The 13,318-nt window shown below is 56.9% G+C and carries 11 protein-coding genes and 1 rRNA gene (1 of these 12 running past the window's edge); 10 read left to right on the forward strand and 2 right to left on the reverse strand.

The features are described from left to right. Positions 1 to 32: 32 nt before the first annotated feature. Positions 33 to 866 (reverse strand): outer membrane protein assembly factor BamD, encoded by an 834-nt coding sequence (locus tag C7H10_RS00320; RefSeq protein WP_106693210.1) that lies wholly within the window; start codon positions 864 to 866, stop codon positions 33 to 35. 63 nt (positions 867 to 929) lie between these two features. On the opposite strand from C7H10_RS00320, the gene rluD reads away from it, so the two are divergent. From rluD to clpB, 3 genes are all read left to right on the forward strand, one after another. Continuing rightward, entirely contained in the window at positions 930 to 1,907 is a 978-nt protein-coding gene (rluD, locus tag C7H10_RS00325; protein ID WP_072678289.1) for a 23S rRNA pseudouridine(1911/1915/1917) synthase RluD, read from the forward strand. After that, positions 1,897 to 2,655, forward strand: coding sequence for a peptidoglycan editing factor PgeF (gene pgeF, locus C7H10_RS00330; RefSeq protein ID WP_106693211.1), 759 nt, complete (start codon positions 1,897 to 1,899; stop codon positions 2,653 to 2,655). Before rluD ends, pgeF begins: the two co-directional genes overlap by 11 nt. A 341-nt stretch (positions 2,656 to 2,996) precedes the next feature. After that, complete coding sequence (clpB, locus tag C7H10_RS00335) at positions 2,997 to 5,573, forward strand: ATP-dependent chaperone ClpB (RefSeq protein WP_106693212.1); 2,577 nt, start codon at positions 2,997 to 2,999, stop codon at positions 5,571 to 5,573. Positions 5,574 to 5,647: 74 nt separating this feature from the next. Here the strand turns inward: clpB and C7H10_RS00340 are convergent, their stop codons facing one another. Further along, positions 5,648 to 6,127, reverse strand: a complete 480-nt coding sequence (locus C7H10_RS00340) for a DUF4124 domain-containing protein (RefSeq protein ID WP_061332346.1) — start codon at positions 6,125 to 6,127, stop codon at positions 5,648 to 5,650. Between the two features lie 470 nt (positions 6,128 to 6,597). On the opposite strand from C7H10_RS00340, the gene C7H10_RS00345 reads away from it, so the two are divergent. From C7H10_RS00345 to C7H10_RS00375, 7 genes are all read left to right on the forward strand, one after another. Next, positions 6,598 to 8,316, forward strand: a complete 1,719-nt coding sequence (locus C7H10_RS00345) for an acetolactate synthase 3 large subunit (RefSeq protein WP_061332345.1) — start codon at positions 6,598 to 6,600, stop codon at positions 8,314 to 8,316. Between the two features lie 2 nt (positions 8,317 to 8,318). Next, positions 8,319 to 8,810: an acetolactate synthase small subunit gene (ilvN, locus tag C7H10_RS00350; RefSeq protein WP_058091315.1), complete on the forward strand. Its 492-nt coding sequence runs from the start codon at positions 8,319 to 8,321 to the stop codon at positions 8,808 to 8,810. 63 nt (positions 8,811 to 8,873) lie between these two features. Next, positions 8,874 to 9,890, forward strand: coding sequence for a ketol-acid reductoisomerase (ilvC, locus tag C7H10_RS00355; protein ID WP_061332343.1), 1,017 nt, complete (start codon positions 8,874 to 8,876; stop codon positions 9,888 to 9,890). 90 nt (positions 9,891 to 9,980) lie between these two features. Continuing rightward, positions 9,981 to 10,793, forward strand: a complete 813-nt coding sequence (gene pssA, locus C7H10_RS00360) for a CDP-diacylglycerol--serine O-phosphatidyltransferase (RefSeq protein WP_106693213.1) — start codon at positions 9,981 to 9,983, stop codon at positions 10,791 to 10,793. A 92-nt stretch (positions 10,794 to 10,885) separates the two neighbouring features. Next, the gene (msrP, locus tag C7H10_RS00365; RefSeq protein ID WP_106693214.1) at positions 10,886 to 11,857 is read left to right on the forward strand and encodes a protein-methionine-sulfoxide reductase catalytic subunit MsrP; all 972 of its coding nucleotides are present in this window, start codon (positions 10,886 to 10,888) and stop codon (positions 11,855 to 11,857) included. A 35-nt stretch (positions 11,858 to 11,892) separates the two neighbouring features. Continuing rightward, complete coding sequence (locus C7H10_RS00370) at positions 11,893 to 12,480, forward strand: protein-methionine-sulfoxide reductase heme-binding subunit MsrQ (protein ID WP_244178146.1); 588 nt, start codon at positions 11,893 to 11,895, stop codon at positions 12,478 to 12,480. A gap of 413 nt (positions 12,481 to 12,893) precedes the next feature. Beyond that, positions 12,894 to 13,318 (forward strand): 16S ribosomal RNA (locus C7H10_RS00375) (it continues 1,116 nt past the right edge of the window).

Genomic DNA, 13,318 nt, shown 5'->3' on the forward strand with positions numbered 1-13,318 from the left:
GAATGCTCCCGGCCCTTTTGACATCTGGATGGTTATTCGTCGCCAATCAGGCCAAAGGTGACCACATTGGTGAGCGAACGATTCTGGCGGCGCAGGCGGTCAGACTGGAATTCGCCGTTCTCATCAAACGCCTCGCTGTTGGGAAAGTTGGTGCGCAGGGTGGCTATGGCGTCGCTGGCGCCTTTTTTCAGGTCCATTAACCGGAAGGTATCGGCCAGTAGAATCAACGCTTCTTCCACGGACGGTGAAGACGGGTAATTCTCGACAACATAGCGGGCCCGGTTGTTTGCCGCGATGTATGCCTCACGCTTGATGTAATAGCGGGCAGCGTGCAGTTCCAGTTCCGCCATCCGGTTGCGCACAGCGATCATACGTTGGCGGGCATCCGGGGCGTATTCGCTGTCCGGGTAGCGGTTCAGAAGCTGAGAAAAATCCCGGAAGGCCTGCAGTTGCTCGCCAGGGTTTCGGGCGGCAACATCAATGGCGAAGTATCGCGCCGCCAGACCGATATCGAGATTATAGGAAGCAAGGCCACGCATGTAGAGGGCGTAGTCCAGGTGCTCGCTCTGCGGATTCAACCGCATGAAACGATCCGCCGCTGCCCGGGACCCCTCAAGATCAAGATTCTGGTAACGGGCGTAGATCAGGTCCAACTGGGCCTGCTCGGCATAGCGGCCGAACGGGTAGTAGGTTTCCAGGGCATCCAGGTTCTGCTCGGCTTCATTGAAGTTGCCGGAGTTCATCGCCTTGCGGGCATTGTCGTAATAGGTCTTCTCCGGCAGCACTTCCACGTCTTTTTTGGAAGCGCAGCCCGTGGCCAGCGCTATCATTGTGGAAAGTAGCAGTAATCGGACAACTGATCTCATGCCGGAATCCCGTATAATGGTCACAACTTGAATGAATTTCGCATTGTAGCAAAAAGAGGCTGAATGTCTTCCAATAACCGGATTACCGGACATTACATAGTACCCCCGCAGCTCAGCGACAAGCGCCTGGACCAGGCCGCCGCCGAGTTGATGCCCGAGCATTCCCGCTCGCGCCTGCAGTCCTGGATCAAAAGCGGCGCCTTGACCGTTAACGGCACCGTTCGCAAGCCCAGAGACAAGGTGATGCTGGATGACGTTCTCGACCTGGACGCTGAACCGGAAGTACAGGTGACCTGGGAAGCTGAGCCCATCAGTCTGGACATTGTCTACGAAGATGAGCACCTGCTGGTGATCAACAAGCCCGCGGGCCTGGTAGTACATCCTGCCGCCGGCCACGCCGATGGCACCCTGGTCAACGCACTGCTCAATCATGCGCCAGAAGTAGAGAACCTGCCCCGGGCCGGCATTGTTCACCGCCTGGATAAGGACACTTCCGGCATCATGGTGGTGGCCCGAAGCCTGATTGCTCACACCTCCCTGGTGGACCAGCTGCAAACCCGCACGATGGGGCGGGAGTACGAAGCGGTTGTGGTCGGCTCATTGACCGGCGGCGCCACCGTAGACGCACCCATCGGCCGGCACCCCCAGGACCGCAAGCGCATGGCGGTGGTTTCCTCCGGTAAACCGGCAGTTACCCATTACCGTTTGCTGGAACGTTTCGCCGCCCACACCCATATCCAGTGCAAACTGGAAAGCGGCCGAACCCACCAGATCCGCGTGCACATGACCCACGTGCGCCACCCTCTGGTGGGTGACCCTGCCTACGGCGGTCGCCTGCGCCTGCCCAAAGGCACCACGGAAGAGCTTCGCCAGGCCCTGGCAGCATTCAACCGACAGGCCCTGCATGCCAGAAGGCTGACTCTGGAACATCCGGCAACCGGCGAAACCCTCAGTTGGGAAGTGCCCTTGCCGGACGATATGGTCCAACTCATCGAAGCCCTGCGCAAACACGCCCGGGAGCTGGAAAACAGTGATTTCTGATAACAACACCCTGACCCCGAGCTGGCGCGCGCCAGCTCATGTGCGGGCCCTGTGCACAACCCGAAAAGGTGGCATAAGCCTGCCGCCCTGGGAAGCCCTGAACCTGGGCGGGCACGTCAACGACAACCCGGACCACGTAGCGGAAAACCGCAACCGCCTGGCCGCCTTCACCGGTCTGGATGCCACCAACATCGGCTGGCTCAACCAGGTTCATGGCACCGGTGTGCTAGAACTCACGCCAGACAACGTAGATTCAATACCCGAAGCCGATGCCAGCTACACCCGCCACCCCGGCATCGCCTGCGCCATACTCACCGCTGACTGCCTGCCCGTCATCCTGACAGACACCGACGGCACCATCATAGGCGCCGCCCACGCCGGCTGGCGCAGCCTGTGCGGTGGCGTACTCGAAAACCTGATCACCGCCATGGCCGTACCCCCATCCAACCTCCAGGCCTGGCTCGGCCCCGCCATAGGCCCCGACAGCTTCGAAGTCGGCCCCGAAGTCCGGCAGGCCTTCCTCGACCACAACCCTGAAGCCGATCAGGCATTCACCCCCTCCAAACAACGCCCCGGCCACTACTTGGCTAACATCTACCAACTCGCAAGTCAGCGTTTGAAAGCAGCCGGCGTTACGTCCATCTCAGGCGGCAGTTTGTGCACCGTCAACGACAGCGACTGGTTCTTCTCGTATCGAAGAGACGGTGAAACCGGAAGAATGGCGACGTTGATCTGGATGAAATCATAATCAAACCCAAGACGTCTCGGGCGAAAAACTCCGAAGCATCGGGCTGGGGCAGGGAGCGCTTTCCAGAACTGTCTGCAGCAGGGATGCTGCAGTCAAGCCTACAGGGAAGTATTTACGGCGTGTTCTGGAAAGCGCTCCCTGTTCCAGCCCCGACGACGTAATAGCATGCCCGTAACGAACCAAACTCCACGCCAAGACTGACCGCCGTCAAATTTCTGACGAAATAGCCCCAAGCCAACTTGAAGTCCCCCAGGTTGCCCCTACATTAATTCTCAAAGCAACACGAATACCCTTCACCAACCACCAACCGGTATTCGCACAAAATTCGGGGAAACGAACACATGAGAATCGACAAACTCACCAGCAAACTGCAAAGCGCCCTGGCCGATGCCCAGTCCATTGCCGTCGGCAAAGACCACAACTTCATCGAGCCCGTCCACCTGATGCAGGCCCTGCTCGACCAGCAGGGTGGCTCGATCAAACCCCTCCTTCAGCAGGTAAGTGTAGAGCCCGGCCGCGTGCGCCAGGCCATCGCCAAAGAAATTGAAAACCTGCCGGAAGTGCAGGGCAACGCCGGCGACGTGTCCATGTCAAACGACATGGGCCGGCTGTTCAACATGGCCGACAAACTGGCCCAGAAGCGCGGCGACCAGTTCATTTCCAGTGAGCTGATTCTGCTGGCAGCCGTCGAAGACCGCGGCTCCCTCGGCCGTGTGCTGAGAGAACAGGGCGTGGACAAGGCTGCCCTGGAAAAAGCCATTGATGCCGTGCGCGGCGGCGAAACCGTCAACGACGCCAGTGCCGAAGAAAATCGTCAGGCGTTGTCCAAATACACCATCGACCTCACCGAGCGCGCCGAAGCCGGCAAACTGGACCCGGTCATCGGCCGCGATGACGAAATCCGCCGCACCATCCAGGTACTCCAGCGCCGCCGCAAGAACAACCCCGTGCTGATTGGTGAGCCGGGTGTGGGTAAAACTGCCATCGTTGAAGGCCTGGCCCAACGCATCGTCAACGGTGAAGTGCCGGACGGCCTCAAGGATAAAAAGGTGCTGTCTCTGGACATGGGTTCACTCATCGCCGGCGCCAAGTTCCGCGGTGAGTTCGAGGAGCGCCTGAAAGCCGTGCTTAACGAACTGTCCAAACAGGAAGGTCAGATCATCCTGTTCATCGATGAGATCCATACCATGGTCGGCGCCGGCAAAGCCGAAGGCTCCATGGACGCCGGCAACATGCTCAAGCCCGCGCTGGCACGGGGAGAGTTGCACTGTGTAGGTGCCACCACCCTGAACGAATACCGGGAAAACATCGAGAAAGACGCAGCGCTCGAGCGCCGTTTCCAGAAAGTACTGGTGACCGAGCCCAGTGAGGAAGACACCATTGCGATTCTTCGTGGCCTGAAAGAGCGTTACGAAGTTCACCACGGTGTGGAAGTGACCGATGGCGCGATCATCGCCGCCGCGAAACTGTCCCACCGTTACATCACCGATCGCCAGCTGCCGGACAAGGCCATTGACCTGGTGGATGAAGCAGCCAGCCAGATTCGCATGGAAATGGATTCCAAACCCGAGGCGTTGGATCGTCTGGAGCGCCGCCTGATTCAGCTCAAGATCGAACGTGAGGCCCTGAAGAAAGAAACCGATGCGGCCTCCAAAAAGCGGTTGGAAGAGTTGTCCTCGGTGATCGGCAATGTCGAACGTGAATACGCCGATCTGGAAGAAGTCTGGAATACCGAGAAAGCGGCACTCCACGGCTCCCAGAAGATCAAGAGCCAGCTGGAGCAGGCCCGGATTGACCTGGAAAACGCCCGCCGCGCTGGCGATCTGGGCAAAATGTCCGAGCTTCAGTATGGCACCATCCCGGAACTGGAGCGCCAGCTGGATATGGCCAGCCAGGCTGAAATGATGGAAATGAAGTTGCTGCGCAACCGGGTAACCGACGAGGAAATTGCCGAAATTGTCTCCAAGTGGACCGGCATTCCGGTATCGAAGATGCTTGAGGGCGAGCGGGATAAACTGATGCGGATGGAAGACGCCCTCCATGACCGGGTGATCGGCCAGCATGAAGCGGTCGAGGCGGTCTCCAATGCGGTGCGTAGGTCCCGGGCCGGGTTGTCTGATCCCAACCGGCCGAATGGCTCGTTCCTGTTCCTCGGGCCGACCGGTGTGGGCAAGACCGAGCTGTGTAAGGCCCTGGCATCGTTCCTGTTTGATACCGAAGAGGCTATGGTGCGGATCGATATGTCCGAGTTCATGGAGAAGCACTCCGTCGCTCGTCTGATCGGTGCGCCTCCCGGTTACGTGGGCTACGAAGAGGGTGGATACTTGACCGAGGCGGTGCGCCGCCGGCCGTATTCGGTGCTGCTGCTGGATGAGGTCGAAAAGGCCCATCCTGATGTGTTCAATATCCTGCTGCAGGTGCTGGATGATGGTCGCCTGACCGACGGCCAGGGCCGTACGGTCGACTTCCGGAATACCGTGATCGTGATGACCTCAAACCTGGGCTCTCACATCATTCAGGAAAAGGCGGGTGAGGAAAACTACGACGCCATGAAGGCGGCAGTCATGGAGGAGGTTGGAACGCACTTCCGCCCTGAGTTCATCAACCGGGTAGACGAAGTGGTGGTGTTCCATCCGCTGGCGGAAAGCCAGATTCAAGGTATTGCCCGTATCCAGATCGAGAATCTGGCGCGGCGACTGAAAGATCAGGATATGAAGCTTGAACTGGACGATGCGGTTATGCAACTGCTGGCGGAAGTGGGCTACGACCCGGTCTACGGTGCACGTCCTCTCAAGCGGGCGATTCAGCGGATGATTGAAAACCCGTTGGCGCAGAAGCTACTGCAGGGCGGCTTTGTGCCCGGCGACACTATTCGTGCCGCTGTAGAGAACGACCAGTTGGTGTTCTCGAAGGCCTGACAAAGCCGGGCGTCAGCCAATAAAAAAGGCCGGGCAACCAAACGTGGTTGCCCGGCCTTTTTGTGGTGAGAAAACTAGCGTTGGGCGGGTGCAGAGCCTTCCGGCCCGCAGTTTTCTTCCATAATCTCCCGGAACCGGCGACGTTGCTCTTCGATTTCGTCCGGCGCCAGGTAGCGCATCTCGCCGTTCTCCTCAACCCGGATCCGCGCGTTGCTGTTCAGCACGTCCAGGTTTGACCGGGCGGTGGCACAATTGGCTTCCCGCTGCTTGCGGCGCGCTTCCTCAACAGCGGTCTCCTGACGGCGCTGTTCCTGGGAGCGCTGCTGCTCCTGCAGTTCTCCCAGCTGTTCCTGGGCACTTTGGCGCTGGCCGGACTGGCTTCTGCTGGTCGTGCCGGAGCGGACATTCACCTGCTCCGAGTTCGCGCCCGTTGGCTGGCGGTCGCCAAAGTGGGTTACCCCGTTCTCATCTGTCCATTTATACACTGAAGCGCCGGCCACAAGGCCCGGTGTCATCGCCATCAGAAGTGTCAGCATCAGGATTTTTCGATTCATGTCTCTGCCCGTTTCTTGTCTACTGCCTGGGGATATCATGCCACCGAAACGATGGATTTTCCCTTGCCTGGTTCAAATCTCTTGCACGTTATATCCGGTCAGTATGGCAGAGTGTAGAGGAAAATGGTCGCAATTAAGCCACAGCGCCTATTGACAGTGAGTTTCCCGCTGTCAGAATTACCGATTGCCTGAAGACTGGGGTCAATACGGCAGGCAATCCCGAGCGAGTATCCCCCGTTAATCACCACACTGAGTTCGCCACGCGCTGGCGGGCGCTGGTTGTTGCTTACGTGCAACCCGTTGATTGGTCGTTCTCCGCAACCCTCAGGAGGGCGGCTGGCCAGGAGACAACCTCTTATTCATGGTGTGGAGGAGTGCCGGTTCCGCTTTCAAAAGAAGCAGGGAAACCGAAAATCCAGGCAACCGGGGCGAAACCCGGCTCATTCACTCGTAGAAGAGGGTAGAAAATCGTGGAGTTATTGTCTGGCGCCGATATGCTGATCCGCTCCCTGCAAGATGAAGGGATCGAATACATATACGGCTATCCGGGTGGTGCAGCCCTTCATATTTATGATGCGCTGTTCAGGCAGGACAAAGTCAAGCATATTCTGGTTCGGCACGAGCAGGCGGCGGTCCACATGGCCGACGGCTACGCCCGTGCAACCGGAAAACCAGGTACCGTACTGGTGACCTCGGGTCCTGGAGCCACCAACACTATTACCGGCATTGCCACCGCCTTTATGGATTCCATCCCCATGGTGGTTCTGTGCGGCCAGGTTGCATCCACCCTGATTGGTGAAGATGCTTTCCAGGAAACCGATATGATGGGTGTTTCCCGCCCGGTGGTTAAGCACAACCTCAGTGTGCGCCATCCGGAAGAGATTCCCGAAGTCATTCGCAAGGCTTACTACATTGCCGCGACCGGCCGCCCAGGCCCGGTGGTGGTGGATATCCCCAAGGATATGACCACCCCGAACGAGCGCTATGAGTATTCCTATCCCAAGAAAGTGAAACTGCGCTCCTATAACCCGGCGGTTCGTGGCCACGCAGGCCAGATCAAGAAAGCCGTGGATATGCTGATGGCAGCCAAGCGCCCGATGATTTACGCCGGTGGTGGGGTGATTCTGGGTAAGGCCTCCAGCCAGTTGACTGAGCTGACCAAGACACTGGGATTCCCGATCACCAATACCCTGATGGGCATTGGTTGTTATCCGGCGACTGACAAACAGCACCTTGGCTGGCTGGGCATGCACGGCACCTACGAAGCCAACATGGCGATGCACCACTCAGACTTGATTCTCTGCGTCGGTGCGCGTTTTGATGACCGGGTAACCAATGCCACCGAGAAATTCTGCCCTGGCGCTCGCATCATCCATATCGACATTGACCCCGCGTCTATTTCCAAAACGATTGATGCCGATGTGCCGATTGTGGGCCCGGTGGATGCGGTTCTGAAAGAAATGCTCTCACTGGTCAAAGAGTCCAAAGACAAGCCGGATGCGGATGCGCTCGCGGCCTGGTGGAAGCAGATTGAAGAGTGGCGAGCATTCCACGGGATGCGTTACGAGACCAGTCCGGACGTCATCAAGCCGCAGGAAGTGGTTGAGATGCTCTGGAAGCTCACCAACGGCGACGCCTTTGTGACCAGCGATGTTGGTCAGCACCAGATGTTCGCGGCCCAGTATTACAAGTTTGATAAGCCCAACCGCTGGATCAACTCCGGGGGCCTTGGCACCATGGGCTTCGGCTTGCCGGCAGCTATGGGCATCAAGCTGACTCACCCGGATGACGAAGTGCTGTGCTTCACCGGTGAGGGTAGTATCCAGATGAACATTCAGGAGCTGTCTACCTGCAAGCAATACAATCTGCCTGTGAAGATCATCAACCTGAACAACCAGGCACTGGGTATGGTCAAGCAATGGCAGGACATGAACTATGAGTCCCGGCACGCTGAATCCTACATGGAGTCATTGCCCGATTTCATCAAGCTGGCGGAAGCCTACGGTCATGTCGGTGTTCGCATCGAGCGCAAGGAAGATCTCGAGCCCAAGCTCAAGGAAGTTCTGGCGATGAAAGACAAGCTGGTGTTTGTGGACATCTACGTTGACCGCTTCGAGCATGTGTACCCTATGCAGGTTGCCCGTGGTTCCATGAAAGACATGTGGCTCAGCAAAACGGAGAGGGTGTGATCATGCGTCGAATCATTTCTGTTTTGCTTGAAAACGAACCCGGTGCCTTGTCTCGGGTAGTTGGTCTGTTCTCGCAGCGCAACTACAACATCGAGACCCTGACCGTGGCCCCGACGGAGGATGAGACTCTGTCCCGCCTGACCGTCACCACCACCGGCTCTGATAAGGTCATCGAACAGATCACCAAACAGCTGAACAAGCTGATTGAAGTGGTCAAGCTGGTCGACCTCACCGAAGGTTCGCACATTGAACGCGAACTGATGCTGGTGAAGCTCAAGGCGACCGGCTCCCAGCGTGCGGAAATCAAGCGCACGGTGGATATCTTCCGAGGCCAGATCGTGGACGTGACCAGTTCCGTGTACACGGTGCAGTTGGCGGGTGACAGCGAAAAGCTGGATGGCTTTATCCAGGCGGTAGGTACCTCCGGAATCCTTGAAGTGGTGCGTACCGGCGTGTCAGGTATCGCTCGTGGCGAAAAGGTGCTCAGCCTCTGAGGCTGCTTTGCAAATTTGAACATCATGGCCCGGCAGGGCCATTACATATAATAGAGGTTTCTCATGCAGGTTTATTACGATAAGGATTGTGATCTTTCTATCATCCAGGGCAAGAAAGTTGCCATTCTGGGTTTCGGTTCTCAGGGCCACGCCCACGCGTGCAACCTGAAAGACTCTGGCGTTGACGTAGTGGTTGGCCTGCGCGCCGGCTCTTCCTCCATCGCCAAGGCCGAAGCCTATGGCCTGAAGACCAGCGACGTGGCTTCGGCCGTTGCTTCCGCCGACGTTGTCATGGTGCTGACTCCGGATGAGTTCCAGGCCCAGCTGTACCGCGAGGAAATCGAGCCGAACCTGAAGCAGGGCGCTACCCTGGCCTTCGCTCACGGCTTCGCGATCCACTACAACCAGATCGTTCCCCGTAAAGATCTGGACGTGATCATGGTTGCCCCGAAGGCACCGGGCCACACGGTGCGCACCGAGTTCACCAAGGGCGGTGGTATTCCTGATCTGATCGCCATCTTCCAGGACGCTTCCGGCAACGCCAAGAACGTTGCTCTGTCCTACGCCAGCGGCGTAGGCGGCGGCCGCACCGGTATCATCGAAACCACCTTCAAAGACGAAACCGAAACCGACCTGTTCGGTGAGCAGGCGGTTCTGTGTGGCGGCGCGGTTGAGCTGGTTAAAGCTGGCTTCGAAACCCTGACTGAGGCAGGCTACGCTCCGGAAATGGCTTACTTCGAGTGTCTACACGAGCTGAAGCTGATTGTTGACCTGATGTACGAAGGTGGCATCGCCAACATGAACTACTCCATCTCCAACAACGCCGAGTACGGTGAGTACGTAACCGGCCCGGAGGTGATTAACGAGCAGTCCCGTGAAGCCATGCGCAACGCACTGAAGCGCATTCAGAGTGGCGAATACGCCAAGATGTTCATCTCTGAGGGCGCCCTGAACTATCCGTCCATGACCGCTCGTCGTCGCCAGAACGCGGCGCACGAGATCGAGACTGTAGGCGAGAAGCTGCGCTCCATGATGCCGTGGATTTCCGCGAACAAGATCGTAGACAAAGAAAAGAACTGATCCGGAATTTCCGGTACGGTTTGAAAGCGCGGCCCTAGTGGCCGCGTTTTTCGTATATACTCCGCCCAAATGCTTTCCGGAGTTTATGGAATGACTGAAGATAAAAAAACTGTCGACAAGCCCGAGTCACAAGGTGGTCCCGAGCCAGATATTGCGGCGGGTGAAGTGGTTGAAGAAGAGGTGGTTGAGGGTGCCAAGGTGCGCCGTAAAGGTATCTATCTCCTGCCCAATGCGCTGACAACGGCCTCCCTGTTTTCGGGGTTCTATGCCATTGTCTCGGCGGCCAATGGTGTTTTCGATAATGCCGCCATCGCGATATTTGTTTCCATGATTCTCGACGGCCTTGATGGCCGGGTAGCGCGGATGACCAATACCCAGAGCAAGTTCGGGGAAGAATACGATAGCCTTGCCGACATGGTGGCGTTCGGCGTTGCGCCCGGAATGGTGGCTTTTTTCTGGGCTCTGAACGGCCTCGACAAGGTTGGCTGGGCTATTACATTCATCTACGTTGCCGGAGCTGCCCTGCGCCTCGCTCGTTTCAACACCCAGATTGGATCGGTGGACAAAAAGTACTTTGTGGGGCTGCCAAGCCCGGCAGCTGCAGCGTGTGTGGCGGGTCTGGTCTGGTGCTTCCATCAGTATGAGCCAGCCACCTGGTTGACCCTGCTTTCGATTATCGTTGTCGGCGGCACCGGCCTATTGATGGTCAGCAATGTGCTTTACCGCAGTTTCAAGGATCTCGATATGCGGGGGCGGGTGCCATTCGCGGCCATCCTGCTGGTAGTGCTGATTCTTGTGGTGATCGCCCTTGACCCGGCAACCGTATTGTTTACGGCATTCCTGATATATGCACTGTCTGGTCCGGTGCGCGCCTTGTTTAGACAAAAGGCAAAACGCGCCTGATGCTATAGTGCACCCGCCCGGGGAAGTCCGGGCGGGAATTTCTCCGGGAATCTACGGTCACTTATTTAAACCGCTTCCTCTGGAGTCAGCCCATGCTCATCAAACGGCGTCCTTCATGGTCTTTGCCCGAATCCGAAGTCACTCCCCGGTCTGTCTATCTGAACCGACGTAAATTCATGACCGGAGCTATTGCCTCTGCTGCAGCCCTCGCTGCGCCCGGCCTTTTGCGGGCAGGTGGCAGCCCGACAACCACACCGTTGACCTTCCGTGAAGCGCCGGAGTACTCGACCGACGAGAAGAAAACGCCCTTTGATGCAGTAGCCAAGTACAATAATTTCTATGAGTTTGGCACCGGCAAGGGCGACCCTGCCAAGTATGCCCACGAGATGTCTGTGGACCCCTGGTCTGTGGAGGTTGATGGCGAGTGTGCCCGGCCAGGTCGTTACGCTCTGGAAGATCTGCTGAAGCCCCACGACTATGAAGAGCGAATCTACCGGCTCCGCTGTGTTGAGGCTTGGTCTATGGTGATTCCCTGGGTTGGCGTGCCGTTAGCGACAGTATTAAGCCGCCTGGAGCCGAATTCGCGAGCGAAGTACGTGTACTTCGAAACCCTGCATGACCCAAAACAGATGCGAGGGCAGCGCTCCCTGTTCAGTACCATAGATTGGCCGTACAGGGAGGGGCTACGTATGGATGAGGCGATGAACGAGCTTTCTTTCCTGGCGATTGGTCTCTACGGCGAAACCCTGCCTAATCAGAATGGCGCTCCGATCCGCCTCGTGGTTCCCTGGAAGTACGGATTCAAGAGTATTAAATCGATAGTTCGGATTCGGTTTCTGGAAGAGCAGCCTAAAACGACCTGGGAATTGCTTGCGCCAAGTGAGTACGGATTCTATGCCAACGTAAACCCTGAGGTGGATCATCCGCGTTGGAGTCAGAAGAGAGAGCGGCGTTTACCCTCTGGTGTACTCCGTCCGAATTGGATGGAAACCCGGATGTTTAATGGTTACGAAGAGCAGGTTGCCCATCTCTACAAAGGGATGGACCTGGCCAAGTTCTACTGATGTTGCCTGCAGCCGAACGAATGGTGTCGAGCGTTGTGGCAAAAGTTATCGTCTTTTGCGTCGCCTTGATGCCGCTGATATGGCTGGTGACCGATGTTGTGCTTGGCCGAATAGGGCCGGATCCTGGCCAGGAGATAACAGAGCGGCTGGGTATTGCGGCCTTTCAGTTATTGCTTGTGACGCTTCTGATAACGCCTTTGAAGAAAATGACCGGCTGGCCTGGTTGGTTACGCCATCGGCGCATGCTGGGTTTGTTTGCCTTCTTTTACGCAGTGTTGCATGTGTTTGCGTTCTTGCAGCTGATTCTCGGTTGGGGCGATTTGTGGGCGACTTTCACACGCCGGCCCTACATCGCCCTGGGGGCAGTCGCCTTCCTCCTGATGATTCCTCTCGCATTAACGTCAACAAAAGCGATGATGAAGCGGATGGGTCGTCGATGGAAACCGGTCCACCGCTTGATCTACCTGTCGGCAGTTTTCGCCTGGCTGCATTTTTTGTGGCAGGCAAGGAGCGATGTGACCGAAATGGTGGTATACGGGCTGTTGCTTCTGGCTTTGCTGTTTATCAGGGCATACTGGTTTGGTGTTTCTTCGTTGGTTCCCTTGCGAAAGTCCAGAGCTTGATTGGAAAGTAAGCATTTTGGTGGCGTATTGACCAGTGGCATAGGTGGAAACCGAATGAGGGGAAAGTTTTTCGAAAAAGGGCGTTGACAGTTTTCGTGGCGCCTGTAGAATGCGCACCACTTCTGAGGGACAAGCCGCTGACGGCAACCTCCCAGACGAAAGCAACTGTTTGAAAGTATTCGAAAATTTGATCTGAAGATTCTTCGAAATAAACGGTTGACAGGGCAGCGGAACGATGTAGAATACGCGGCCTTGATTGAGCAACAGCTCAAACGCTCTTTAAAAAGTTAACCAAGTAATTCGTGTGGGCGCTGGCCGAGGTATTTCGGATACGAAATATCAGGACAGTGACTCGTCGAAATTGAGTTTTGTCTTGAGCAAGAATTAAGAACTTTCGAGTTCTTGTATGATTTAAACTGAAGAGTTTGATCATGGCTCAGATTGAACGCTGGCGGCAGGCTTAACACATGCAAGTCGAGCGGTAACAGGGGGTGCTTGCACCCCGCTGACGAGCGGCGGACGGGTGAGTAATGCTTAGGAATCTGCCCAGTAGTGGGGGATAGCCCGGGGAAACCCGGATTAATACCGCATACGTCCTACGGGAGAAAGCAGGGGATCTTCGGACCTTGCGCTACTGGATGAGCCTAAGTCGGATTAGCTAGTTGGTGGGGTAAAGGCCTACCAAGGCGACGATCCGTAGCTGGTCTGAGAGGATGATCAGCCACATCGGGACTGAGACACGGCCCGAACTCCTACGGGAGGCAGCAGTGGGGAATATTGGACAATGGGGGCAACCCTGATCCAGCCATGCCGCGTGTGTGAAGAAGGCTTTCGGGTT

Source organism: Marinobacter shengliensis (assembly GCF_003007715.1).
Classification (GTDB): Bacteria; Pseudomonadota; Gammaproteobacteria; order Pseudomonadales; family Oleiphilaceae; genus Marinobacter; species Marinobacter shengliensis.

Bases quoted from the DNA above. Each gene is read 5' to 3' on its own strand.
- C7H10_RS00320 (WP_106693210.1), bottom strand. From the start codon at position 866: ATGAGATCAGTTGTCCGATTACTGCTACTTTCCACAATGATAGCGCTG.
- rluD (WP_072678289.1), top strand. From the start codon at position 930: ATGTCTTCCAATAACCGGATTACCGGACATTACATAGTACCCCCGCAG.
- clpB (WP_106693212.1), top strand. From the start codon at position 2,997: ATGAGAATCGACAAACTCACCAGCAAACTGCAAAGCGCCCTGGCCGAT.
- C7H10_RS00340 (WP_061332346.1), bottom strand. From the start codon at position 6,127: ATGAATCGAAAAATCCTGATGCTGACACTTCTGATGGCGATGACACCG.
- ilvN (WP_058091315.1), top strand. From the start codon at position 8,319: ATGCGTCGAATCATTTCTGTTTTGCTTGAAAACGAACCCGGTGCCTTG.
- ilvC (WP_061332343.1), top strand. From the start codon at position 8,874: ATGCAGGTTTATTACGATAAGGATTGTGATCTTTCTATCATCCAGGGC.
- pssA (WP_106693213.1), top strand. From the start codon at position 9,981: ATGACTGAAGATAAAAAAACTGTCGACAAGCCCGAGTCACAAGGTGGT.
- msrP (WP_106693214.1), top strand. From the start codon at position 10,886: ATGCTCATCAAACGGCGTCCTTCATGGTCTTTGCCCGAATCCGAAGTC.